This window comes from Actinoplanes ianthinogenes (genome assembly GCF_018324205.1).
Lineage (GTDB): Bacteria > Actinomycetota > Actinomycetes > Mycobacteriales > Micromonosporaceae > Actinoplanes > Actinoplanes ianthinogenes.
In genome coordinates this window covers 2,319,314-2,344,317 of the sequence record NZ_AP023356.1, presented here as the reverse complement: position 1 = coordinate 2,344,317, position 25,004 = coordinate 2,319,314, and the positions used below count along the sequence as shown (strand labels likewise).

Here is a 25,004-nt window from a genome sequence, read left to right as displayed (position 1 = left end):
AAGCTTGCCCGCGATCGGGAGCCTTTCATGGACTTTCGTTGATAAGAGGTTCTCCTCGCCTTTCGAAAGACTTGGCCGGGGACAGGGAGACGCGGGTTGCTGGTGTGCAGGGAGAGAGCGTGACGCACGGCTTCACCCGAGGGGTACGCCTCGGGGTGGACGTCGGACAGGTGCGTGTCGGGGTCGCCAAGTGCGATCCGGACGGGATCCTGGCGAGTCCGGTGGCGACCGTGGCACGGGACCAGCAGGCCGGCGCGGACAAGCTCCCCACCGACCTGGCGGAGCTGGCCCGGCTGGCCGAGGAGCACGACGCGATCCAGATCGTGGTCGGGCTCCCGGTGGCGCTGAACGGACGGGAGGGCGTGGCGGCCGGCCACGTCCGGGCGTACGCGGAACGACTCGCCGAGGTGCTCGCGCCGCGGCCGGTCGTGCTCTCCGACGAGCGGATGTCGACCGTCGTCGCCAGCCGTAGGCTGAGCGAACGGGGCGTCCGCGGGCGTCGGCAGCGTGCGGTCGTCGATCAGGCGGCCGCCGTGGAGATCCTGCAAGGCTGGCTGGACGCGCAGCGGAGGCAGACTTAATTGATCGACGAGTTGGATCAAGCGTTCGACGGGGCCGGCGAGGACCCGGGCCGATGGCGGCACCGCAAGCGGAAAGGCGGTGGCCGCGGTCGCACCCTGCTCACGATGACCCTGGTCATCGTGCTGCTCGGCGTGCTCGGCGGCGGGGCCTACTTCGGGATCAGCAAGGTGAAGGGCTTCTTCTCGGCCGAGGATTATCCGGGTCCGGGGACCGGTTCGGTGGTCGTCGAGGTGAAGTCCGGCGACAGCGCGACGGCGATCGCCAACACCCTTTACGGGCTGGGTGTGGTGAAAAGCGCCGCGGCCTTCGTCGACGCCGCCAAGGAGAACCCGAAAAGCAAGGACATCCAGGTCGGATCGTACCTGCTCCGCAAGGAGATGAAGGCCGCCGACGCGCTGGTGATGCTGCTCGACCTGAAGAACAAGAACGTCAACAAGGTCACCATCCCGGAGGGCCTGATCTCGCTGCAGATCTTCGACAAGCTGTCGGAGGCCACGAAGATCCCGGCGGCCGAGTTCAAGAAGGCCGCCAAGAGCCCGCAGAAGCTGGGCGTCCCGGCGATGTGGTTCAAGCGCCGCGACGGCAAGAAGGTCGACCCGGCCAACATCGAGGGCTTCCTGTACCCGGCGACCTACGAGTTCCCCAAGGACGCCACGGCCACCGACATCCTGAAGATCATCATCGAGCACTTCAACAACGAGATGACGAAGCTGGACTTCGCCAACAAGGCGTCGAAGTTCAACATCTCACCGTACGAAGCTCTGGTCGCCGGCTCGATCGCGCAGGTCGAGGCGCTGCTGCCGCAGGACATGGGCCCGGTGGCGCGCGTGCTCTACAACCGCGCCTACCTCGGCACCTTCCCGTGCGGCTGCCTGCAGCTGGACAGCACGGTGAACTACTGGCTGCGGATCAGCGGTAAGGACGCCAAGGCGTCGGAGAAACTGCTGGCGTCCGAGCTGCACGACCCGAAGAACCCGTACAACTACGACGTCAAGGGGATGGCGATCGGTCCGATCAGCAACCCCGGCGAGATCGCGCTGAAGGGCGCGATCGAGGCGCCGAAGAACGATTACTTCTTCTTCGTGACGATCGACAAAAAGGGCACGATGGCCTACGGGAAGACCAACGACGACCACAAGGCGAACATTCGGAAGGCCTGCAAGAACGGCATTCCGCTCTGCGGCAACTGACTGTTCGGCGGTTGACGGCCGGCCGGGAAATCCCGGTCGGCCGCTGTCGTGAGGTAGCGCCGAAGGTCGATTCGTGGCACCCTTCGCGTCGTAGTTCCAGCCGGGGGCTTGGATGCTGGACACGCGACGGAGGCAGAAATGCTTGACGATCTCGATGCGGTGCTGGAGGAAGAGGAACAGGCGCAGCCGGCCGTGACACGGCACCGCAACCGGGGCCGGGGCGGACGCTCGGCGATCGCGTTCTTCGTGACCCTGGTGCTGCTCGGCCTGCTCGCCGGTGGCGGGTGGTACGCGTACAGCAAGGTGAAAGGCTTCTTCGTCGACGACGACTACGCGGGCCCAGGCGGCGCGGAGGCGGTCGTCGAGATCAAGACCGGGCAGTCGGCCACCGACATCGGCACCACGCTGGTGCAGCAGAAGGTGGTCGCCTCGGTCGACGCGTTCACCAACGCGGCCAAGGACAACAGCCGCAGCAAGAACATCCAGGCCGGCTGGTACAAGCTGAAGGTCGAGATGAAGGCGAGCGACGCCGTCGCCGCGCTGCTCGACCCGAAGAACCGCTGGGTCAACAAGGTCACCCTCCCCGAGGGCCTGTCGTACCAGCAGACCTTCCAGAAGCTGTCCGAGGCCACCAAGATCCCGGTGGCCGAGTTCGCCAAGGCGGCGAAAGATCCGGTCGCGCTCGGCATCGACGCGTCCTGGTTCAAGCGCAGCGACGGCAAGCCGGTCAACAAGACCGACATCGAGGGCTTCCTCTACCCGGCGACCTACGACCTGTCGCCGAAAGCGGACGCCACCGAGGTGCTCAAGACGATCATCGCGAACTTCAACAGCGAGATGGAGCGGCTGGAGTTCATCCCGACGGTGGAGAAGACCCGGGGCGGCATCTCGCCCTACCAGGCGCTGATCGTGGCGTCGATCGCGCAGGCCGAGGCGCTCAAGGACGTCGACATGCCGAAGGTGTCCCGGGTGATCTACAACCGGGCGTACACCGATTTCGACGCCGGCTGCCGCTGCCTGGGCCTGGACAGCACGGTCAACTACTGGCTGCGGATCAGCGGCAAGAACGTCAAGCCGTCCGAGAAACTGACCCAGGCCGACCTGCACAACCCGAAGAACCCGTACAACACGCACGACAAGCCGGGTCTGCCGCCCGGCCCGATCGGGAACCCGGGCGAGGCCGCGCTCAAGGGCGCGATGAGCCCGACGAACAACTTCCCGTACTACTACTTCATCAGCATCGACACCAAGGGGACCATGGCGTACGGCAAGAACGGCGCCGAACACGACAAGAACCGGCTGAAGGCCTGCGCGAACGGCATCCCGCTCTGCTGAGGCGATCACCGCGGCGCCGGCCCCGCCGGGCACCATCTCGACGGGCCCGGCGCCATCGCATCGGTCGTCCGGTTCCGTAAAATACGGCGGCGACCCTTCGACGAGGACAAGGACGGACCGCTGTGCAGACCACCAGCTCGCGACGAGCGGCCGTCCTCGGCAAGCCGATCGCGCACTCACTGTCTCCGGTGATCCACCGGGCCGGGTTCGCCGCGGCGAGCCTGACCGGCTGGACCTACGAGGCGATCGAGTGCGCCGAGGCGGAGCTGCCCGGCCTGGTCGCCGGGTTCGGGCCGGAGTGGGCCGGGCTGTCGCTGACCATGCCGCTCAAGGAGGCCGCGCTCAAGCTCGCCACCTCCGCCACCCCGGCCGCGATCGCCGCCGGTGTGGCGAACACGCTGGTCCGGCAGCCGGACGGCGCCTGGCACGCCGACAACACCGACATCCCCGGCATGGTCCGGGTGCTGCGCGAGGCCGGGATCGGCACGAGCACCGGCCGGCACGCGGTCAAGGAGGCGCCGCCGCGGGTCACCGTGCTCGGCGGCGGTGGCACCGCCCGAGCCGCGCTGGCCGCCGCGGCCGAGCTGGGCGCCGAGGTGGTCACCGTGGTCACCCGCCGCCCGGAGGCGCGGGCCGAGCTGGAGCCGGTCGCCGGCGCGCTCGGCCTGAAATTGGAGGGCGCCGACTGGGCCGGGGCCCCGGCCGCCTTCGACGCCGAGGCGGTGATCTCCACGGTGCCCAAGGGCGCGGCCGACCACCTGGCCGGCGAGGTGACCTGGCGGCCCGGGACGGTCCTGTTCGACGCGCTCTACGACCCGTGGCCGACCCCGCTGGCCGCCTCGGCCGCCGCCGCCGGTCTGGCCGTGGTCTCCGGCCTGGACCTGCTGCTGGCCCAGGCGCTGAGCCAGTTCGAGCAGTTCACCGGCGTCGAGGCGCCGGAGGAGGCGATGCGGTCCGCCCTCGACGAGGCCGCCCGCCATCGCGCGGGCTAGCTCCGCACGATCAACTTCAAGATCTTTATATACGCGGGTCCGCCGGGGTGCGGACCGCATGCTCCCGCGCGGGCCGAGGGCGGTGATCTGGCCGCTGGCGCGTCCAGAGCGATCACCGCCCTCTTCACTGTTCGCGGGTGGTTCCGGAGATCAACCCCCGAGCTGGCCCCCAGCGCCCTTTCCCACCCCCAGAAAGGGCCATCAGGACCAGCCCGACACCCCTCGGCTGGTCCTCAGCGCCCTTTCCGATGTCCGGATAGGGCCATCAGGACCAGCCCGACACTCTCCGGCTGGTCCTCAGCGCCCTTTCCGATGTCCGGATAGGGCCATCAGGACCAGCCCGACACTCCCCGGCTGGTCCCCAGCGCCCTGGCAGACGCGGGATAGGGCCAAGCCGCTTGACACCCCTGGCACACGGGATGTCTTCACTGTCCGTGGGTGGTTCCGGAGATCACAACCAGGTGGTCAGTGGGCGACCGCGAGGGCCGGGACCGTGTCGTCGACCGGGAGGCGGTGCGGGCGGACCACCAGGAAACCGACCGCGGTGGCGGCCAGCATGCCGCCGAAGACGACGATGGCCATGGCGACCGCGCCGACACCGAGCACGCCGACCAGGGGGGCGGCGAGCGCGCCGACGCCGAATTGGACCGCGCCGAGCAGGGCCGCCGCGGTGCCGGCCGCCTCGCCGTGGCGGGACAGGGCCAGCGCCGGGGCGTTCGGCATGACCAGGCCGACCATGGCCAGCACCAGCCAGAGCGGCACCAGCACGCCGAACAGGCCGCCCAGCCCGGTCGCCGCGGTGAGCAGCAGGATCAGGCCGAAGCCGAGGCCGGCGAGCAGCGACCCGGCCAGGATCCGCTGGGCGCTCCAGCGGCGCAGCAGCAGCACATTGCACTGGGTGGCGCCGATCAGGCCGATCGCGCCGCTCGCGAAGATCAGGGCGAACTGCTGCTCGCTCAGATGGAACTCGTCCTGGAAGACGAAGGACGAACCACTGACGTACGCGATCAGCGCCGCCATGGCCAGCCCGGCGACCAGGATCAGCCCCACGTAGACGCGGTCGGAGAACAGGCTGCCGTAATCGCGGACCGTGCCCCGCAGGCCGCCGTTGCGCCGCCGCTCCCGGGGCAGTGTCTCGGGCAGCACCACCGCGGCGGCCGTCATGATCGCCACGCCCGCGGCGGCGAGCACCACGAAGACGCCCCGCCAGGACGCCCAGTTCAGCACCAGGCCGCCGATGGTCGGCGCCAGGATCGGGGCCACCCCGACGACCAGCATCAGGCGCGAGAAGAGCCGGGCCGCGGCCGTGCCGTCGAACAGGTCCCGCACGATGGCCATGGCGATCACCGCGGCGGCCGCGGCGCCCAGGCCCTGGACCACCCGCAGCGTGCCGAGCAGGGCCAGTCCGGGCGCGAACACGCAGCACACCGAGGCGAGCACGTGCACCGCGATCCCCGCGAGCAGCGGCACCCGCCGGCCCACCGCGTCGGCCAGCGGGCCGATCAGCAGCTGGCCGACCGCCAGGCCGACCAGGGTACCGGTGAGGGTGAGCTGCACGGCGGCGGCGCCGGCGTGCAGGTCGGTGGTGATCGCGGGAAGCGACGGCAGGTACATGTCGATGGTCAGCGGCCCGAGCGCGCTGAGGAAGCCGAGCACCAGGACGATCCGCAGGCGGCGCCCGAACGGGAGCAGCTCACCGGGGGAGCGGCCGGCGTCGGGCAGGGTCAGGTCACGTGTCTCGGCCACGTCCACGACAAGTCGGCCCCGGACCGGCATCTTCCAGCCTGCGCTGTTTGGTGACGGTCGTCACGCTCGGTGTGCGGACGTGACGCTCCGGGCGTACCCGAAGATGTCCGGAGAGCGGGATCAGCCTGCCTGGCTCGGGGGCGGGATGGGCGCGTCTTTAGACTTCAGCCATGCTGCGCTGGCTTACTGCAGGTGAATCGCACGGACCGGCGCTCGTCGCGCTGCTGGAGGGTGTTCCCGCCGGGGTCGAGGTGACGAGCGCGGACATCACCCGTGACCTCGTCCGTCGTCGCCTGGGTTATGGGCGCGGCGCCCGGATGAAGTTCGAGCAGGACGAGGTCGAGTTCATCGGCGGCGTCCGGCACGGGCTCACCCTGGGCAGCCCGGTCGCGATCCGGGTGGGCAACACCGAGTGGCCCAAGTGGGAGACCGTCATGTCGGCCGACCCGGTCGACCCGGACGTGCTCGCCCAGCAGTCCCGCAACGCGCCGCTCACCCGCCCCCGCCCGGGGCACGCCGACCTGGCGGGCATGCAGAAGTACGGGCACACCGACGCCCGCCCGATCCTGGAGCGCGCCAGCGCCCGGGAGACCGCGGCCCGCGTCGCCGTCGGCGTGGTCGCCAAGCAGCTGGTCAAGCAGGCGCTCGGCATCGACATCGTGTCGCACGTGATCGAGCTGGGCTCGGTCGCCGCCAAGTCCGGCCTGATCCCGACGCCGGACGACTTCGACCGGATCGACGCCGACCCGCTGCGCTGCCTCGACCCGGAGGCCAGCGCCCGGATGGTCGCCGAGGTCGACGCGGCGAAAAAGGACGCCGACACGCTCGGCGGCATCGTCGAGGTGCTGGCCTACAACGTTCCGCCGGGCCTGGGCTCGCACGTCCAGTGGGACCGCAAGCTCGACGCCCGCCTGGCCACCGCCCTGATGTCGATCCAGTCGGTCAAGGGCGTGGAGATCGGCGACGGCTTCACCCAGGCCCGCTCGCGCGGCTCGGTCGCGCACGACGAGATCGTCCCGACGCCGGACGGCGTCAAGCGGGTCACCGACCGGGCCGGCGGCCTGGAGGGCGGCATCACCAACGGTGAGCCGCTGCGGGTCCGCGCCGCGCTCAAGCCGATCTCCTCGCTGAACCGGGCGTTGCAGACCGTCGACATCACCACCGGCGAGCCGGCCACCGCGATCAACCAGCGCTCCGACGTCTGTGCCGTGCCGGCCGGCGCGGTGGTCGCCGAGGCCATGGTCGCGCTGGTGCTGGCCGAGGCCGCGACCGAGAAGTTCGGCGGCGACTCGGTGGCCGAGACCCGCCGTAACCTGGCGTCCTACCTCGACGCCCTGGTGATCCGCTGATGGCGCCGCGCGCGGTCCTGGTCGGCCCGCCCGGCGCCGGCAAGACCACGGTGGGCGAGACGGTCGCGGCCGCGCTCGGCGTCGGCTTCGCCGACACGGATTCGATCATTGAGGTACACGCGGGCAAATCGATCCCGGACATCTTCGTCGAGGACGGCGAGCCGGCGTTCCGCGCCCTGGAGCGGGCCGTGGTCGCCGAGGCGCTGGCCTCTTACGACGGCGTCCTGTCGCTGGGCGGTGGCGCGATCATGGACGAGTCCACCCGCAAGCTGCTCTTGGAGCACACGGTGGTGTTCCTGTCGGTGGAGCTCGCCGACGCGATCAAGCGGGTCGGGCTGGGGGCGGGTCGGCCGCTGCTGGCGATGAACCCGCGCGCCACGATGAAGTTCCTGCTGGATCAGCGGCGGCCGCTGTACACCGAGGTCGCGACACACACCGTGCTCACCGACGGCCGTGAGCCGGCCGAGATCGCCACCGAGGTCGTCACCCTGCTGGTCGGCTGAGTTCTACCACTCCAGCGCAGGCCGACGTGACAGACGGATCGTTGCCGGAAGCACTTCGAGTCCGCTGATCTGCTGGCGGCGAAGCACGACGATCCGCAGGGGGCCGCCCCGCCAGCCGGCCAGTGGGGACAGGTCCAGGCTCCCCGGTGATCGGAGAGCCAACGAGCTCACCTGGTGATGCCGCAGGAATGGACTGAGATCCGGTGACTGCTCGTCGAACTCGAACATGAGCTTCGTCAGCGACTTCGATGATTGCAGGGAACGCACCGTCGGCGAGTCGGCGTGGGTCACTCGCAGACTCCGCATGGTGGGGACGGTTGCGACGAACCCGAGATCGGGCGGATCGCCGTTCCAGAAGTTCAGGTGTTCGAGATGAGGGAAGGCGGCTCCCCAGTCGCCGTCCGGTACGGTGGGCCGTCGTTCCATGGAGCCGAAGCCCAGGGTATTGATGGGGCAGCCCCGCAGACCCGTCAGCGATTCGATATTTCCACCGTCGAAGTAGACACCTTTCAGATCCGGCAGCGCGGCGAGCGGGCTCAGATCGCTCACCTCTCGCAGGCTGAGGTTGAGGTATTGCAATGAGCTCATCGTCGCGATGGTGAGCAGCGCTTGCGCATCGACACTGCCGGGTGCGTAGAGGGTCAGGACTCGCAGGCGTCGCAAACGGGCCAGTGAGCGGATCTCCGCCGCGGTCGGGGACTGGTTGTCCGACGTGATCATGAGGTTGTCCAGGCTGGGGTGGCGTTCGAGGGTGGCCAGCCGACCGGCCCAGCCCATGCGGAGATGGAGCCACTTCAGGTGGGGGAGCGGCGAGAGAGCCTCGAGATCGCATCGGGTATCGAAGAACGCCTGGAGATCGGTCAAATTGCGGAGGTGCTCCGTGGCGGCGAGGATGCTGGGCTCCGTGACGCTCGCCTCGCCGTCATTCAGCGGTGCGTCGGCGAGCACGCGCTCCGCATATTCGTGGGGCTCGAAGTACTTCCACGACTTGATCAGTTCGAGCTGCGCTCGTTTGCGCGGATCGTGGGTGAAGCGCGTCAGGATCTCGATCGCTCGTGGTCCGTTGATCAACGCGGCTGTGGCGATCGTCGCCGCGGCCTGCGCCTCGCTGAGCCTCGCGGGGTCGCCGTCCAGGCGTCGGAGCAAAGGCTCACCGACCGGCTGAAGCGACCTCGACTCGGGAAGGCTTCGGGGCGGCAGCAGGCTCGACAGCCGGTCCTCCACCCTGACCAGCAACTCCGGCGGTAGTGCGGGAAGGGCTTCCAAACATGAGGTGGCCAGCAGAATCAGGGCCCGGCGATGTCGCGGCTCGGTGTCGGCGCGGTGGAGAAGGCCCGCGATGATCTCGGTACGCATCGGCCGGTTCGCGAGCCCGGTCGCCATGATGATGATCTCGCGCCATCCGTCGAGGTGCGCCTGACTCACCAGCAGGCCGCCCATCGCCTGCTCAGCCGCCTCTCTGGCAGCCAGATACTCCTGAACGGTCCGGTGGACGAAGTCGACGCGTTCCGCCGCCGGCTCTCGCAGGACACCGCTGCGCTCGACGAGGTGTTCCAGCACAGCTTCAGCCGGTGCGGTGATCCGGTGCATTCCGGCCAGCCGGCGGCTCACGTACGCCTCCGCCTCCTCGCGCGACAACTCGGAGCGGTTGTTCAACGAGATCCGCCAGGCCAAGTCCTGTAGCAGTTGCAGGTTCTCCGAGACGGTCATGTCGGGCAGGGCTGTGGTGACACCCCGGTCCTGGTCCCGCTTGTGCAGGAGCATGTCCACGGCGGCCTGGTAGATGCCCATCCGGTCGGGCGGCAGGTTCGTCTGGCGGTCCAGATTGAGGGCGCACAGCATGGCTGCCATCAGGGGGTTCCCGGCGAGACGGGACAGATGGCGGTTGGCGGCCAACTGTGTGAGCAACGCCTGCTCATATCGAGCGAGTTCAGACGGCGTGCAAGGCAGAGCGGGCGAGGCGCGGGCGGCCCGGTGCCACTGATCGATCAGGGCTCGGACGTCGGCGGGGGAAAGACGATCCAGGGTCAGCGGCTCGAAGCCCTCGGCTTCCAGCCAGCGGACCGGCGCGGCCGGTGGCCGGGAAGTCACCACGACGAGAGCGTCCGGGTACGCGATCAGCAGGTCCCGCAACCACCCGCGGACGTGGGCACGCCGCTCCACCGGTACCTCATCGACGCCGTCCACCAGCAGTAACGCCCGGCCGCCGCGGAATTGTTCAGTCACCCACTGGCGGGGCTTCGCGCCCGCGACGGGATCGGCGATGCCGGTCAGGAACTGCTCAGGGGTGGGCAGCGCGTCAGGCCAGCTACGCAGCTTGACCAGAAAAGGGATCCGGCCGTTCCAGTCGGACAGCGCGCCGGTGAAACCCTCGGCGGAGGCGGTCACAGCGAGCCACCGCAGCAGGGTCGACTTGCCCGCGCCCGCCTCACCGCGGATGAGCGTCCGGGTGCGCCGGGCGAGTGCTTGCTCGACCCGTTCCGAGCCGGTGCCGTCCAGGCGGGCATGACGAAGCAGCCCCGGATCCCAGAACACGCGCTGCGAACGGCTGGCCGCGCTGTCGCCGGTGACCGCCAAGCTGATGTAGGCCACGCTCAGGGTGGTGCGAGGCCGGTACTGGGTGTCCAGGCCGACCAGTTCGAGCGTGTTGAGCTTCTTGGTGAGGAAGTCCCGATACCTGGAGAGGAAATCGGTGGTGGAGTCCGGAACAGCGAGGGCGAGTCGGTGCATCGCCTCGGTCATCAGTTCGGTCACCTCGGACAGCCGGGACAGGATCTCCACCTGGGCACGGCTCGTGAACGGCGCGGTCTGCACCACGAACTGGGTGAAGCAGCGCGCACAGTCCTCCAGCGCCACGTCATAGAGCCGTGACCCGAGATCGGACAGCCCCGCCGGTGGCGCGGCGGACCGCAGGTGGGGCAGGAGACGACCGGGCTGGAGGTCGGCGGCGAAGAGCGCGTCGTCGCTCAGGTCCGCCCGGACGAAGGTGTCCGCGACCGCTTCAAGGGCGGAGACCACCTCGTTCTCCGGCAGCTCGGCGAATCTGGTCCGGATCAGCGGTTGCAGCCGCTCGCCCACCTCGTCGACCACCGCGTCGATCTCCCGCTGCCCCCGCCGCCGGGAGAACTCATCCTTGGCCCGCTGCTGCAGCAGGTCACTGAGCGGCAGAGACCGTTCCCGTTCGGACCTCCTGGCGCCGAGCCAGTGCTTGAAGAAGGGCGTGACAACCGCCTGCCCGACCTTCAGGAGTGCCGCCTCAACAGTGGTCACTCCACGCACGGTAGAAACTCCCGGCACCCTCGGCAACCAGGGACCGCCCACCTGGCGGAACCACCCGGAGCATCGCGAACAGGATGCCGCGCCACGGATAGGGTGACGGCCGTGGTGACGCGAATTCCGGTGCAGGGTGACCGTCCGTACGACGTGATCGTCGGTCGTGGTCTCAATGGTGAGCTTCCCGGCCTGCTCGACGGGGCGGCGCGGGTGGCGGTGATCTATCCGCCGACGTTGCGGGAGCGGGCTCAGGCGGTGGCCGCGGTCACCGAGCGGCAGACGGTCATGATCGAGGTGCCGGACGCCGAGGCGGGTAAGAGCGTCGAGGTCGCGGCCCGGTGCTGGGACGAGCTCGGCGCGGCCGGCTTCACCCGCACGGACGTGGTCGTCGGCGTCGGTGGCGGCGCGACGACCGACCTGGCCGGCTACGTCGCGGCGGCCTGGCTGCGCGGTGTCCGCTGGATCCCGGTCTCCACCTCGGTGGCCGGCATGGTCGACGCGGCCGTCGGTGGCAAGACCGCGGTCAACATCGCCGCCGGCAAGAACCTGGTCGGCGCCTTCCACCCGCCTGCCGGCGTGCTCTGCGACCTGGACGCGCTGGACACCCTGCCGCGCGAGGACATCGCGGCCGGTCTGGCCGAGGTGGTCAAGGGCGGCTTCATCGCCGACCCGCGCATCCTGGAGCTGGTCGAGGAGAATCCGGAGGCGGCCCTCGATCCGCGCGGTGACGTGCTGCGCGAGCTGATCGAGCGCAAGATCCAGGTGAAGGCGGACGTGGTCGGGGTGGACCTCAAGGAGTCCGGCCTGCGGGAGATCCTGAACTACGGGCACACGTTGGGTCACGCGATCGAGCGCCGGGAGAGGTACACCTGGAAGCACGGGCACGCGGTGGCGGTCGGCATGGTCTTCGCGGCGGAGCTGGGCCGGTTGTCCGGGCGGCTGGACGACGCGACGGCGGCCCGCCATAAAAAGATCTTGGAAACACTGGACCTGCCCACGACGTACGCTGAAAGCGCCTGGACCGACTTGGCAGCCGGCATGCGCGTCGACAAGAAGACGCGGGCCGCTACCTTGCGTTTCGTGGTTCTGGACGGCTTGGCGAAACCGGGCATTCTCGCGGGTCCGGACGACGAGCTGCTGCGGCAGGCCTTCAAGGCGGTGGCGCGATGATCTACGTGCTGAACGGGCCGAACCTGAACCGGCTCGGCACCCGGGAGCCGGACATCTACGGCAAAACCACATATCAGGACCTGGTCGACATGTGTCAGACCGTCGCCGAGGACCTGGGCGCTTCCGTCACGATCAGGCAGACCAACGCCGAGCACGAGATGCTGGAGTGGCTGCACGCGGCCGCCGACGAGGGCGCCGACGTGGTGCTCAACCCGGGCGCCTGGACGCATTACAACATCGCGATCCGGGACGCCTGCGCGATGCTGCGCGGCAAACTGATCGAGGTGCACATCTCGAACGTGCACCAGCGGGAGGAGTTCCGGCACCACTCGGTCATCTCCGCGGTGGCCACCGGGGTGATCGCCGGGCTCGGTATCGACGGTTACCGGCTCGCTTTGGAGCACATCTGCCGGTAGACCCGATTCGCCCTCACCAGGTCATCGCCGGTAAAGTGGTTCGGTCACCGATTCGCGTCAAGATCAAGGCAGGACATGGCTTCCACCAACGACCTGAAGAACGGCCTGGTTCTCAACCTCGACAAGGAGCTGTGGTCCGTCGTTGAGTTCCAGCACGTCAAGCCCGGTAAGGGTCCGGCCTTCGTGCGGACCACGCTGAAGCACGTGCTGTCCGGCAAGGTCGTCGACAAGACCTTCAACGCCGGCACCAAGGTCGAGACGGCGACCGTGGACAAGCGCACGATGCAGTATCTGTACCAGGACGGCGACGACTACGTCTTCATGGACCTGGACACCTACGACCAGATTCACGTCTCCGGCGCCACTGTCGGTGACAACGCCAACTACCTGCTGCCCGAGGCCGAGGTCACGGTCGCGCTGCACGAGGGCGTCCCGCTCTACGTCGAGCTGCCGACCAGCATCTTCGTCGAGGTCACCTACACCGAGCCCGGTCTGCAGGGCGACCGTTCGACCGGTGGCACCAAGCCGGCGACGATCGAGACCGGCGCCACCGTCCAGGTTCCGCTCTTCATCACCACCGGTGAGAAGATCAAGGTCGACACCCGCGACGGCCGCTACCTCGGCCGCAGCTGATGGCGGAAGGTCCCAAGAAGGAACGTCTTGCGCGTCGTAAGGCGCGCAAGCGGGCGCTGGACGTCCTCTTCGAGGCCGACCTGCGCGATCTGCCGCCGAGCCAGGTGCTGGTCACCTATCTCGACCGGATCGCGAAACCGCACCCGGAGCACCTCGCCTACGCGGTCACCCTGATCGAGGGCGTCGCCAAGCACCTGGACCGGATCGACGAGCTGATCGCGAGTTACGCCGAGGGCTGGACGATCGACCGGATGCCGGCGGTCGACCGCAACCTGGCCCGGATCGCCGTCTACGAGTTGCTCTTCGAGCCGGACGTGGACGACCCGGTGGCCATCACCGAGGCCGTCGAGCTGGCGAAAGAGATGTCGACCGACGACAGCCCGCGCTTCCTCAACGGGCTGCTCGACCGGATCGCGGCTTTCGCCACAAGGTAGAAAAACGGCAAAACGGCCTGGACCGCTTCGGTCCGGGCCGTTTTTCATTATTTGGTACATGGTGAAACCCGCGCCGATCTTGGGGGGCCGACGCGGGTTCGAAGGAACGCGTCAGCTGGCGAAGAAGGCCCGGGGGTCGGCCACCAGGACGCCCTGCTCGGTCAGGCGCTCGATCAGGCCGGACGGCGAGATGTCGTAGACGATGGCGAGGGCGCGCAGGTCGTCGGCGCGGATCGACAGCACCCGGCCGTTGTAGTCGCCACGCTGCTGCTGGATGGCCCGGGCGTACCGCGCCACATAGGCGAGGTCCTCGCCGGTGGTGTCGTAGAGCTTCTCGAGGTCCAGCACGATCTTGTTGGTCGCCTCGAGGCGGATGCCACTGCCGTCGGGCAGCAGCTCGGAGACGGGCACTCGGTAGAAATCGGCCAGTTCGGCCAGGCGCGAGACGGTCACCGCACGGTCGCCACGCTCGTACGAGCCGACCACGACGGCCTTCCACCGGCCGTTGGACTTCTCTTCGACGCCTTGCAGGGACAGGCCCTGCTGCTGGCGAATCGAGCGCAGGCGAGCGCCCAGCGACTTCGCGTACTCAGACGGCATTCGGACACTCCCAGTACTGTGCTGTGCTGGCCCGGAGGGTTCTTCCTCACGGATCGCTACGCTGCGTGACGGTACGGAGTTTGCGACCGCCGGTCAAGTGTTGGTTACCGATGAGTCGTGCGGGCCGCACCAAAGTTACCGGCTGTATCCCTAGTTGCAGAATTTGTCCGGTATGTCTGCGGGTCAGGCAGGTCACCCTGGTCAACGCTTGGTCCACTGGTAACGTAGCGTCAGCCATCGGGCCCGATCCGCACGGTTCAGGACCCGACCCGACGTCCTTTAACGACCCGTCCCGTGAGGCGGGGAAGGAGGTCCGCCGTGGCGCAGCCACGCGCAGACGCGCCCAGCAAGATCATTTTGGCCGGGTCCGACCTGTCCCGGGTCGTCGACCGCATCGCCCATCAGATCCTGGAGAAGACGTCCGGCGCCACCGGCACCGTGCTTCTCGGCATCCCGACCCGCGGTGTCCCGCTCGCTCACCGCCTGGCCGCCCGGATACACGCCTTCGAGGGCGTCGAGGTCCCGGTCGGCTCCCTGGACATCACGCTCTACCGCGACGATCTGCGCCTCAAGGCGACCCGCGCGCTCGGCAAGACCGAGCTGCCGGCCGGCGGCATCGACGGCCTGCGGGTGATCCTCGTCGACGACGTGCTCTTCTCCGGCCGCTCGGTGCGCGCCGCCCTGGACGCGCTCAAGGACCTCGGCCGGCCCAGCTCGGTGCAGCTCGCGGTGCTGGTCGACCGCGGTCACCGGCAGTTGCCGATCCGCGCCGACTACGTCGGCAAGAACATCCCGACCGCGCTCAGCGAGAGCGTCAAGGTCGCGCTCACCGAGACCGACGACGCCGACGAGGTCCGACTGATCGGAGGCCTTCAGTGATCAAGCATCTGCGCTCCGCAGCCGACCTGGACGCCGAGACCGCCACCCTGATCCTGGACACCGCCGCCGAGATGGCGTCGCTCTCCGGGCGCGAGGTGAAGAAGCTGCCGGCGCTGCGCGGCCGCACCGTGGTGAACCTCTTCTACGAGGACTCCACCCGGACCCGGATCTCCTTCGAGGCGGCCGCCAAGCGGCTCTCCGCCGACGTCATCAACTTCTCCGCCAAGGGCTCCAGCGTCTCCAAGGGCGAGAGCCTCAAGGACACCGCGCTGACCCTGCAGGCGATGGGCGCCGACGCCGTGGTGATCCGGCATTCGGCCAGCGGCGCGCCGCACCGCTTGGCGAACTGGGTGGAGGGCTCGGTGGTGAACGCCGGCGACGGCACCCACGAGCACCCGACCCAGGCGCTGCTGGACGCGTACACGATGCGGTCCCGCCTGGGCCGCCTGGACGGGCTGAAGGTGGCCATCGTCGGCGACGTGCTGCACAGCCGGGTCGCCCGCTCCAACGTGCTGCTGCTGACCACCCTGGGCGCGCAGGTCACCCTGGTCGGCCCGCCCACCCTGATCCCGCTCGACGTGGCCGCCGCGCTCTCCGAGAAGACGCAGGTGAGCTACGACCTGGACAGCGTCCTGCCGGACAGCGACGTGGTGATGATGCTCCGCGTGCAGACCGAGCGGATGCAGGACTCGTACTTCCCGTCCGCGCGCGAGTACAGCCGCCGCTACGGGCTCGACGTGCCGCGGCTCACGAGGCTGCCGGAGCACGCGATCGTGATGCACCCCGGCCCGATGAACCGGGGCATGGAGATCGCGCCCGAGGTGGCCGACTCGCCCCGCTCCACCATCGTCGAACAGGTCGCCAACGGCGTCAGTGTCCGGATGGCAGTCCTCTACCTGCTCCTGGGAGGCAAGTGATGGCGTACCTGCTCAAGGGCGTCTCGATTCTCGGCGCCGCGCCGACTGATCTTTTCATTAAAGATGCCCTTATTTCGGACAAGCCGGTTGACGGCGCAGAGGTCATCGACGCGACCGGGCTGATCGCCCTGCCGGGCCTCGTCGACGTGCACACCCACCTGCGCGAGCCGGGCCGCGAGGACGCCGAGACGGTCGAGACCGGCTCGCGCGCCGCGGCGCTCGGCGGCTACACCGCGGTCTGCGCGATGGCGAACACCTCGCCGGTCGCCGACACGGCCGGCGTGGTCGAGCAGGTCTGGCGCCTGGGCCGCGAGGCCGGCCTGGTCGACGTGCAGCCGATCGGCGCGGTCACGGTCGGCCTGGCCGGCAAGCAGATGGCCGAGCTCGGTGCGATGGCCACCTCGGCCGCCAACGTCCGGATCTTCTCCGACGACGGGTTCTGCGTCGCCGACCCGAAGCTGATGCGCCGCGCGCTGGAGTACGTGAAGGCGTTCGACGGCGTCATCGCCCAGCACGCCGAGGAGCCACGGCTCACCGAGGGCGCGCAGATGCACGAGGGCGAGGTCAGCACCCGGCTCGGGCTGACCGGCTGGCCCGCGGTCGCCGAGGAGGCGATCATCGCCCGGGACGTGCTGCTGGCCGAGCACGTCGGCAGCCGCCTGCACGTCTGCCACGTCTCCACCGCCGGTTCGGTCGAGGTGCTGCGCCAGGCCAAGGCCCGCGGCGTCCGGGTCACCGCCGAGGTGACCCCGCACCACCTCCTGCTGACCGACGAGCTGGCCGCGGGTTACGACCCGGTCTTCAAGGTCAACCCCCCTTTGCGTACGAACGACGACGTGCTCGCCCTGCGTCAGGCGCTGCTCGACGGGGTGATCGACGTGGTCGCCACCGACCACGCCCCGCACGCGGTGCAGGACAAGGAATGCGAGTGGTCGTACGCGCGGCCGGGCATGCTGGGTCTGGAGACCGCGCTGCCCATCGTGCTGAGCGTCTTCGGGGAGAAGTGGGACCTGATCGCCGACCGCATGTCGATCGCGCCGGCCCGGATCGCCGGGCTGACCGGCCACGGCGGCGACCTCACCCAGGCCGGCATCCCGGCCAACCTCACGCTGGTGGATCCGAAGGCGCACTGGGTGGTCGATCCCGGCGCCCTGGCGAGCCGCAGCCGGAACACGCCGTACGCGGGGATGACCCTGCCCGGTCGCATCGTGGCGACCTTCCTGCGGGGCGAAGCAACTGTGCTGGACGGGAAGGCGGTCAAGTGATGACCAAGGCAATCCTCGTGCTGGAGGACGGGCGTTCGTTCTCCGGCACGGCTTACGGCGCCGTCGGCGAGACGTTCGGCGAGGCGGTCTTCACCACCGGCATGACCGGTTATCAGGAAGTGCTGACCGACCCCTCCTTCCACAAGCAGGTCGTGGTGCAGACCGCGCCGCAGATCGGCAACACCGGGGTCAACGACGAGGACGACGAGTCGGACCGGATCTGGGTCTCCGGCTACGTGGTCCGCGACCCGGCCCGCCGCCCCTCCAACTGGCGCTCGACGGGCGACCTGGGCGACCGCCTGGCCGCCGAGGGCGTCGTCGGCATCAGCGGCATCGACACCCGCGCCCTGACCCGCCACCTGCGCTCGCTGGGCGCGATGCGGGTCGGCGTGTCGAGCGTCGACCTCGACCCGCAGTCACTGCTGGCGAAGGTGCGCAACCAGCCGCAGATGCTCGGCGCCGACCTCTCCGCCGAGGTCACCACCGGCGCGAAGTACACGGTCGAGGCCGAGGGCGAGCACCGCTACACGGTCGCGGCGCTGGACCTGGGCATCAAGCGCAACGTCTCCCGCCGTCTCGCGGCGCGCGGCGTCACCACGCACGTCTTCCCGGCCTCGTCGAGCATCGAGGACCTGCTCGCGGTCAGCCCGGACGCGGTGTTCTTCTCGCCCGGCCCGGGCGACCCGGCCACCGCCGACGGCCCGGTCGCGCTGGCCCAGGAAGTGATGCGCCGCCAGGTGCCGCTGTTCGGGATCTGCTTCGGCAGCCAGATCCTCGGCCGCGCGCTCGGCTTCGGCACCTACAAGCTCGGGTACGGCCACCGCGGCATCAACCAGCCGGTGCTCGACAAGACCACCGGCAAGGTCGAGGTGACCAGCCACAACCACGGGTTCGCCGTCGACGCCCCGCTGAACAAGGTGATCGACACCGACTTCGGCGGCGTCGAGGTCTCCCACGTCTGCCTCAACGACAACGTGGTCGAAGGGCTGCGCGGCATCGAGGTGCCCGCGTTCACCGTCCAGTACCACCCCGAGGCCGCGGCGGGTCCGCACGACGCGGACTACCTGTTCGACCGCTTCGTCGAGCTTGTGGAAAAGAAGGGCTGACACACAGTGCCGAAGCGTGAGGATCTCAAGCATGTGATGGTGATCGGCTCCGGCCCGATCGTCATCGGCCAGGCCTGCGAGTTCGACTACTCCGGCACCCAGGCGTGCCGGGTGCTGCGCGACGAGGGCATCCGCGTCTCGCTGGTCAACTCCAACCCGGCCACGATCATGACCGACCCGGAGTTCGCCGACGCCACCTACGTCGAGCCGATCACCACCGAGTTCGTCGAGCTGGTCATCGCCAAGGAGCGCCCGGACGCGATCCTGCCCACCCTGGGTGGCCAGACCGCGCTGAACACCGCGATCGCCCTGCACGAGGCCGGCGTCCTGGAGAAGTACGGCGTCGAGCTGATCGGCGCCAACGTCGACGCCATCCGCAAGGGCGAGGACCGCCAGCTCTTCAAGGACATCGTCGCCAAGGCCGGCGGCGAGACCCCGCGCTCGCGGGTCTGCCACTCGATGGACGAGGTCCGCGCGACCGTCGCCGAGATCGGCCTGCCGGTCGTCATCCGCCCGTCGTTCACCATGGGCGGCCTCGGCTCCGGCATGGCGCACACGAGCGAGGACCTGGAGCAGATCGCCGGCGCCGGCCTGGCCGCCTCCCCGGTGCACGAGGTGCTCATCGAGGAGAGCGTGCTCGGCTGGAAGGAGTACGAGCTCGAGCTGATGCGCGACAAGCACGACAACGTCGTGGTGGTCTGCTCGATCGAGAACCTCGACCCGATGGGCGTGCACACCGGCGACAGCGTCACCGTGGCCCCGGCCATGACGCTCACCGACCGGGAGTACCAGAAGCTGCGGGACCTGGGCATCGCGGTGCTCCGCGAGGTCGGCGTGGACACCGGCGGCTGCAACATCCAGTTCGCGATCAACCCGGACGACGGCCGGATGATCGTGATCGAGATGAACCCGCGGGTCTCCCGCTCCTCGGCGCTCGCCTCGAAGGCCACCGGCTTCCCGATCGCCAAGATCGCGGCGAAGCTGGCCATCGGCTACACGCTGGACGAGATCCCGAACGACATCACGCTGAAGACCCCGGCCGCGTTCGAGCCGGCCCTGGACTACGTGGTCGTCAAGATCCCGCGGTTCGCGTTCGAGAAGTTCCCGGGCGCGGACAAGGAGCTCACCACCACGATGAAGTCGGTCGGCGAGGCGATGAGCCTGGGCCGCAACTTCAGCGAGGCGCTGAACAAGGCGATGCGCTCGATGGAGACGAAGGCCGGCGGCTTCTGGACCGCACCCTCCTTCGAGAACGTCGAGGAGGCTCTGGAAGCCCTGCGGGTCCCGCACGACGGCCGCCTCTACACGGTCGAGGCCGCGCTCCGGCTCGGCGCCACCGTCGAGCAGGTGCACGCGGCCAGCGGCCGGATCGACCCGTGGTTCCTGGACGAGATCAAGGCCCTGGTCGACCTGCGCGAGGAGATCCTGGCCGCGCCGGTCCTCGACGAGGAGCTGCTGCGCAAGGCGAAGCGCGCCGGTCTCTCCGACAAGCAGCTCGCCGCGCTGCGGCCGGAGCTGGCCGGTGAGGACGGGGTCCGCGCGCTGCGGCACCGGCTGGGGCTCCGGCCGGTCTACAAGACCGTGGACACCTGCGCGGCCGAGTTCGCCGCGAACACGCCGTACCACTACTCCTCGTACGACGAGGAGACCGAGGTCGCGCCGAGTGACCGGCCCAAGGTGATCATCCTGGGCTCCGGGCCGAACCGGATCGGCCAGGGCATCGAGTTCGACTACAGCTGTGTGCACGCCGTTCAGGCGCTGCGCGGGGTCGACTACGAGACCGTGATGGTCAACTGCAACCCGGAGACGGTCTCCACCGACTACGACACCGCCGATCGGCTCTACTTCGAGCCGCTCACCTTCGAGGACGTCCTCGAGGTGTTCCACGCCGAGGACAGCTCCGGCAAGGCGGCCGGCGGTCCCGGCGTGATCGGCGTGATCGTCCAGCTCGGCGGCCAGACGCCGCTCGGCCTGGCGAACCGGCTCAAGGCGGCCGGCGTCCCGATCGTCGGCACCTCGCCCGAGTCGATCGACCTGGCCGAGGACCGCGGCCTGTTCGGCGCGCTGCTCGCCGAGAACGGGCTGCGCTCGCCGGACCACGGCACCGCCACCTCGTTCGAGGAGGCCAAGGCGATCGCCGACACGATCGGTTACCCCGTGCTGGTCCGCCCGTCGTACGTGCTCGGCGGCCGGGGCATGGAGATCGTCTACGACGAGCCCACCCTGCGGGGCTACATCGAGCGGGCCACCGAGATCTCCCCGGACCACCCGGTGCTGGTCGACCGGTTCCTGGACGACGCCGTGGAGATCGACGTGGACGCGCTCTGCGACGCCACCGGCGAGGTCTACCTGGGCGGCGTGATGGAGCACATCGAGGAGGCCGGCATCCACTCCGGCGACTCGGCGTGCTCGCTGCCGCCGATCACGCTGGCCGGCTCGCACATGGCCGAGGTCCGCCGCTACACCGAGGCGCTGGCCCGGGGGATCGGCGTGCGCGGCCTGATGAACGTCCAGTACGCCCTCAAGGACGAGCAGCTCTACGTGCTGGAGGCCAACCCGCGGGCGTCGCGCACCGTGCCGTTCGTCTCCAAGGCGACCGGCGTGCAGCTGGCCAAGGCGGCCGCCCGGATCATGCTCGGCGCCACCATCGCCGAGCTGCGCGCCGAGGGTGTCCTGGTGTCCGACCGGGACGGTGGGTCGACGCCGGCCCACGCCCCGATCGCGATCAAGGAGGCGGTGCTGCCGTTCAAGCGGTTCCGCACCCTGGCGGGCAACAACGTGGACAGCCTGCTCAGCCCGGAGATGAAGTCGACCGGCGAGGTGATGGGCATCGACGCCGGGTTCGGCCAGGCGTTCGCCAAGTCGCAGGCCGCCGCGTACGGGTCGCTGCCGACCAGCGGCAAGATCTTCGTCTCGGTGGCGAACCGGGACAAGCGGTCGATGGTCTTCCCGGTCAAGCGGCTGGCCGACCTGGGCTTCACCATCGTCACCACGTCCGGCACCGGCGAGGTGCTCTCCCGGTACGGCATCGACTGCGAGGTCGTCCCGAAGCACTACGAGAGCCCGGGCAAGAACGCCGTCGAGCTGATCCTGGCCGGCGAGATCGCGCTGATCATCAACACCCCGCAGGGCTCCGGCGCCAGTGCCCGCCAGGACGGGTACGAGATCCGCAGCGCCGCGGTCACCGCCGACGTCCCGTGCGTCACCACGGTGCCCGGCGCGGCCGCCGCGGTGATGGGCATCGAGGCCCTGATGCGCGGCGACATGACCGTGCGGCCGCTCCAGGACCTGCACAAGATGCTCCGGAGCGACCTGGCATGACCGACTGCACCGAACCGCAGCCACCCGCACCGGACAGCGGCCTCGCCGGTGAGGGCCAGGAGGGCATGCCGAGGATGGCACAGCTATGAATTTGTTTCGCAACGCCGTCCGGCCGGTTCTGTTCCGGCTGGGCGGCGGCGACGCCGAGTCCGCGCACGAGTGGACGCTGCACCGGCTCGCCTCGATGCCGCCGGCCGCCCGTGAGGTGATGCGCCGCCGCTACGCGTTCTCCGCCCCGGTCGACGCGTTCGGCGTCCGCTTCCCCAACCGGGTCGGCCTGGCCGCCGGGATGGACAAGAACGGCCTGGCGCTGCCCGCCTGGCCGGCGCTCGGGTTCGGCTTCGTCGAGGTGGGCACGGTCACCGCCAAGGCGCAGCCGGGCAACGACAAGCCGCGCCTGTTCCGCCTCCGGGAGAGCGAGGCGATCATCAACCGGATGGGCTTCAACAACGCCGGCGCGGCCGCCCTCGCGGCCCGCCTGCAGGAGTTGGGGCCGATCGGGGTGCCGCTCGGCGTCTCCCTGGGCAAGTCCAAGGTCACCCCGCTGGACGAGGCTGTCGAGGACTACCTGGAGTCCTACCGGCTGCTGCACCCCTACGCGGACTACATCGCGGTCAACGTGTCCTCGCCGAACACGCCCGGCCTGCGCAGCCTGCAGGACCGGGACTTCCTGACGACGCTCCTGAAGGAGCTGAGCGGCCCGGTCCCGGTGCTCGTGAAGATCGCTCCGGACCTGACCGAGCCGGCCATCGCCGAACTCCTCGAGGTCTGCCTGGAGCACGGCGCGGCCGGCCTGATCGCGACCAACACCACGCTGGCCCGGCACGGCCTGGCCCCGGGCGACCAGCACCTGGCCGCCGAGGCGGGTGGCCTCTCCGGCAAGCCGCTCACCGAGCGGGCCCGCGAGGTGGTCGCGTTCGTGCACGACGAGACCGGTGGCCGGCTGCCGATCATCGGGGTCGGCGGGATCATGTCGGCCGACGACGCCTCGCGGATCCTGGACGCCGGGGCCACGCTGGTGCAGCTCTACTCCGGGTTCATCTATCGGGGCCCGGACCTGGTCAAGGCGGTCGCCCAGGGCGCCCGCCCGTCCCGCGCCACCACCGCGCGATGAGCCCGGCCGAGCGCGACCTGCTTGCGCTCGACCGGGCGCACGTCTGGCACCCGTACGGGCCGATGCCCGGCAGCGGCGATCCCTACCTGGTGGAGAGCGCTGCCGGGGTCCGGCTGCGGCTCGCCGACGGCCGGGAGCTGGTCGACGGCATGTCGTCCTGGTGGGCCGCCGTGCACGGGTACCGGCACCCGGTGCTGGACGCGGCGCTGGCCGAGCAGGCCGGCCGGATGAGCCACGTGATGTTCGGCGGGCTCACCCACGAGCCGGCCATCACCCTGGCCACCACGCTGGTCGAGCTCGCGCCGGCCGGCCTGGAGCACGTCTTCCTGTGCGACTCCGGCTCGATCGGGGTCGAGGTGGCGATCAAGATGGCGTTGCAGGCGCAGCGGGCGCTCGGGCGTCCCGGGCGGCGCAAACTGGCCACCTGGCGAGGTGGGTATCACGGGGACACGTTCCACCCGATGAGCGTCTGCGACCCGGAGGGTGGGATGCACTCGCTCTGGACCGGGGTGCTGCCGGCGCAGATCTTCGCCGGCGCCCCGCCGGCAGAGTATGTCCAGGAATACGCGGACTCCCTGCGGAACCTCGTGGAAGCGAACCGCGACGAGATCGCTGCGGTGATCGTCGAGCCGGTGGTCCAGGGCGCCGGCGGCATGCGCTTCCATGATCCGCAGTATCTGAAGATCCTGCGCGAGATCACCGCGGAGCACGGCATCTTCCTGATCTTCGACGAGATCGCCACCGGCTTCGGCCGGACCGGCCGGTTCTTCGCGGCCGAGCACGCCGGGGTCAGCCCGGACATCATGTGCCTGGGCAAGGCGCTGACCGGTGGATACCTGACGCTGGCCGCGACGCTCTGCACGCCTGAGGTGGCGGCTGCGATCTCGGCGGGGGAGGGTGGCGGGCTGATGCACGGGCCGACGTTCATGGGCAACCCGCTGGGCTGTGCGGTGGCCAACGCCTCGCTCGGGCTGCTCCGGGACGGGGACTGGGCTCAGCGCGTACCGGAAATCGAACTCCGGTTGAAAAGCGGTCTGGAACCGCTCCGCGGCGCGCGCGGGGTCGCGGACGTGCGGGTCCTGGGCGCGATCGGCGTGGTCCAGTTGGACCGTCCGGTGGACATGCGCGCGGCGACCGCGGCGGCTGTGGCCGAGGGCGTGTGGCTGCGGCCGTTCCGGGACCTGATCTACACCATGCCGCCCTACGTCGCCGACGACGAGGACGTGGCTCGCATTACCGCGGGAATCGCCGCCGCCGTAGCGGCCAGCTGACACGGAAGAGGTAGTTGCTCCATGGAAACCTTCGGAGAACGGCTCCACTCGGCTATCACCGAGCGGGGTCCGCTGTGTGTAGGCATCGATCCTCATGCCGCTCTGCTGGCCCGCTGGGGCCTCTCCGACGATGTCGCCGGCCTGGAGCGCTTCGCCCGTACGGTGGTCGACGCGCTGGCCGATCGGGTGGCTGTGCTGAAGCCTCAGTCCGCGTTTTTTGAGAGATTTGGGTCACGTGGCGTCGCGATTCTTGAGTCAACTATCCGACAGTCCCGAGAGGCCGGGGCTCTTGTCCTGCTCGATGTGAAGCGGGGCGACATCGGCTCGACGATGGCCGCGTACGCGTCCGCCTACCTGGATCCAGCGAGTACTCTCCGCGCTGACGCGATTACTGTGAGTCCTTATCTCGGAGTCGGCTCGTTGCGGCCGGCATTCGATCTCGCGACCGGAACCGGCGCCGGAATTTTCGTTCTGGCACTGACGTCAAACCCGGAAGGCGCTTCCGTGCAGCATGCCGTCAGTCCTGGTGGGAAGACCGTCGCGCAGACCGTGATCGACGAGATTTCCCAGCTCAACGCGGGTGTGAGCCCGCTCGGAAGTTTCGGGCTGGTGGTCGGCGCGACGATCGGAAAGACCGGTCACGACCTGTCCGCGGTGAACGGTCCGCTGCTCGCTCCGGGCCTCGGAGCACAGGGCGGAACGCCCGATGACCTGCGTGCGGTCTTCGGGGAAAGCCTGCACAACGTGTTGCCGTCGTACTCACGGGAAGTTCTCGCGGCGGGCCCCGAAATCGCCGATCTCCGGGCCGCGACGGACCGCGTTCTGGGCGAGGTGCGGACCGCGCTCGGGTGAAACCCGCTGCGTATCCGGGTGTGGGCCGGGGTACCCCCACGTTGCCGAAAGCGCCG

At 69.5% G+C, this 25,004-nt stretch carries 21 protein-coding genes; 18 read left to right on the top strand and 3 right to left on the bottom strand.

The window, feature by feature from the left end:
* Positions 1-119: 119 nt before the first annotated feature.
* The 4 genes from ruvX to Aiant_RS10755 all read left to right on the top strand — a co-directional run bounded on the left by ruvX (position 120) and on the right by Aiant_RS10755 (position 4,099).
* Entirely contained in the window at positions 120-581 is a 462-nt protein-coding gene (gene ruvX / locus Aiant_RS10770) for a Holliday junction resolvase RuvX (protein ID WP_189333343.1), read from the top strand.
* A complete protein-coding gene (gene mltG, locus Aiant_RS10765) occupies positions 582-1,772 on the top strand; it encodes an endolytic transglycosylase MltG (RefSeq protein WP_189333344.1) in 1,191 nt (396 codons plus the stop codon). It begins immediately after the preceding gene.
* A 138-nt stretch (positions 1,773-1,910) separates the two neighbouring features.
* On the top strand, positions 1,911-3,107 hold the full coding sequence (gene mltG, locus Aiant_RS10760; RefSeq protein WP_189333345.1) for an endolytic transglycosylase MltG: 1,197 nt from the start codon (positions 1,911-1,913) through the stop codon (positions 3,105-3,107).
* Between the two features lie 122 nt (positions 3,108-3,229).
* The gene (locus Aiant_RS10755; RefSeq protein ID WP_189333346.1) at positions 3,230-4,099 is read left to right on the top strand and encodes a shikimate dehydrogenase; all 870 of its coding nucleotides are present in this window, start codon (positions 3,230-3,232) and stop codon (positions 4,097-4,099) included.
* A gap of 465 nt (positions 4,100-4,564) precedes the next feature.
* On the opposite strand, the gene Aiant_RS10750 is transcribed toward Aiant_RS10755, so the two are convergent.
* Positions 4,565-5,845, bottom strand: coding sequence for a multidrug effflux MFS transporter (locus Aiant_RS10750; RefSeq protein ID WP_229830714.1), 1,281 nt, complete (start codon positions 5,843-5,845; stop codon positions 4,565-4,567).
* A 170-nt stretch (positions 5,846-6,015) separates the two neighbouring features.
* Here Aiant_RS10750 and aroC point away from each other — a divergent pair, with 170 nt between their 5' ends.
* Both aroC and Aiant_RS10740 read left to right on the top strand, forming a co-directional pair.
* On the top strand, positions 6,016-7,194 hold the full coding sequence (gene aroC, locus Aiant_RS10745; RefSeq protein WP_189333348.1) for a chorismate synthase: 1,179 nt from the start codon (positions 6,016-6,018) through the stop codon (positions 7,192-7,194).
* Positions 7,194-7,697 carry a shikimate kinase gene (locus Aiant_RS10740; protein ID WP_189333349.1) on the top strand — a complete coding sequence of 168 codons (504 nt, stop codon included), beginning with the start codon at positions 7,194-7,196 and terminating at the stop codon, positions 7,695-7,697. Before aroC ends, Aiant_RS10740 begins: the two co-directional genes overlap by 1 nt.
* Before the next feature lie 3 nt (positions 7,698-7,700).
* Here Aiant_RS10740 and Aiant_RS10735 read toward each other — a convergent pair whose 3' ends face one another.
* A complete protein-coding gene (locus Aiant_RS10735) occupies positions 7,701-10,967 on the bottom strand; it encodes an NACHT domain-containing protein (protein ID WP_189333350.1) in 3,267 nt (1,088 codons plus the stop codon).
* 51 nt (positions 10,968-11,018) lie between these two features.
* Here Aiant_RS10735 and aroB point away from each other — a divergent pair, with 51 nt between their 5' ends.
* The 4 genes from aroB to nusB all read left to right on the top strand — a co-directional run bounded on the left by aroB (position 11,019) and on the right by nusB (position 13,623).
* Positions 11,019-12,140 (top strand): 3-dehydroquinate synthase, encoded by a 1,122-nt coding sequence (gene aroB, locus Aiant_RS10730; RefSeq protein WP_425322689.1) that lies wholly within the window; start codon positions 11,019-11,021, stop codon positions 12,138-12,140.
* Positions 12,137-12,556 (top strand): type II 3-dehydroquinate dehydratase, encoded by a 420-nt coding sequence (aroQ, locus tag Aiant_RS10725; protein WP_189333352.1) that lies wholly within the window; start codon positions 12,137-12,139, stop codon positions 12,554-12,556. Before aroB ends, aroQ begins: the two co-directional genes overlap by 4 nt.
* A gap of 75 nt (positions 12,557-12,631) precedes the next feature.
* Positions 12,632-13,189: an elongation factor P gene (gene efp / locus Aiant_RS10720; RefSeq protein WP_189333353.1), complete on the top strand. Its 558-nt coding sequence runs from the start codon at positions 12,632-12,634 to the stop codon at positions 13,187-13,189.
* Complete coding sequence (gene nusB / locus Aiant_RS10715) at positions 13,189-13,623, top strand: transcription antitermination factor NusB (RefSeq protein ID WP_189333354.1); 435 nt, start codon at positions 13,189-13,191, stop codon at positions 13,621-13,623. Before efp ends, nusB begins: the two co-directional genes overlap by 1 nt.
* 111 nt (positions 13,624-13,734) lie before the next feature.
* On the opposite strand, the gene bldD is transcribed toward nusB, so the two are convergent.
* On the bottom strand, positions 13,735-14,223 hold the full coding sequence (bldD, locus tag Aiant_RS10710; RefSeq protein ID WP_014446326.1) for a transcriptional regulator BldD: 489 nt from the start codon (positions 14,221-14,223) through the stop codon (positions 13,735-13,737).
* Between the two features lie 294 nt (positions 14,224-14,517).
* Between bldD and pyrR the strand changes: the two genes are divergently transcribed.
* The 8 genes from pyrR (at position 14,518) to pyrF (ending at position 24,948) form a co-directional block, all read left to right on the top strand.
* A complete protein-coding gene (gene pyrR / locus Aiant_RS10705; protein ID WP_425322664.1) occupies positions 14,518-15,102 on the top strand; it encodes a bifunctional pyr operon transcriptional regulator/uracil phosphoribosyltransferase PyrR in 585 nt (194 codons plus the stop codon).
* Positions 15,099-16,019: an aspartate carbamoyltransferase catalytic subunit gene (locus Aiant_RS10700; RefSeq protein ID WP_189333356.1), complete on the top strand. Its 921-nt coding sequence runs from the start codon at positions 15,099-15,101 to the stop codon at positions 16,017-16,019. Before pyrR ends, Aiant_RS10700 begins: the two co-directional genes overlap by 4 nt.
* The gene (locus tag Aiant_RS10695; RefSeq protein WP_189333357.1) at positions 16,016-17,284 is read left to right on the top strand and encodes a dihydroorotase; all 1,269 of its coding nucleotides are present in this window, start codon (positions 16,016-16,018) and stop codon (positions 17,282-17,284) included. Before Aiant_RS10700 ends, Aiant_RS10695 begins: the two co-directional genes overlap by 4 nt.
* Positions 17,284-18,390 carry a glutamine-hydrolyzing carbamoyl-phosphate synthase small subunit gene (gene carA / locus Aiant_RS10690; RefSeq protein WP_189333358.1) on the top strand — a complete coding sequence of 369 codons (1,107 nt, stop codon included), beginning with the start codon at positions 17,284-17,286 and terminating at the stop codon, positions 18,388-18,390. Before Aiant_RS10695 ends, carA begins: the two co-directional genes overlap by 1 nt.
* Before the next feature lie 6 nt (positions 18,391-18,396).
* Positions 18,397-21,711, top strand: coding sequence for a carbamoyl-phosphate synthase large subunit (carB, locus tag Aiant_RS10685; protein ID WP_189333359.1), 3,315 nt, complete (start codon positions 18,397-18,399; stop codon positions 21,709-21,711).
* 85 nt (positions 21,712-21,796) lie between these two features.
* A complete protein-coding gene (locus Aiant_RS10680; RefSeq protein ID WP_189333360.1) occupies positions 21,797-22,825 on the top strand; it encodes a quinone-dependent dihydroorotate dehydrogenase in 1,029 nt (342 codons plus the stop codon).
* On the top strand, positions 22,822-24,096 hold the full coding sequence (locus Aiant_RS10675) for an adenosylmethionine--8-amino-7-oxononanoate transaminase (protein WP_189333361.1): 1,275 nt from the start codon (positions 22,822-22,824) through the stop codon (positions 24,094-24,096). Before Aiant_RS10680 ends, Aiant_RS10675 begins: the two co-directional genes overlap by 4 nt.
* Positions 24,097-24,117: 21 nt before the next feature.
* Positions 24,118-24,948, top strand: coding sequence for an orotidine-5'-phosphate decarboxylase (gene pyrF / locus Aiant_RS10670; RefSeq protein WP_189333362.1), 831 nt, complete (start codon positions 24,118-24,120; stop codon positions 24,946-24,948).
* The last annotated feature ends 56 nt before the right edge of the window (positions 24,949-25,004 follow it).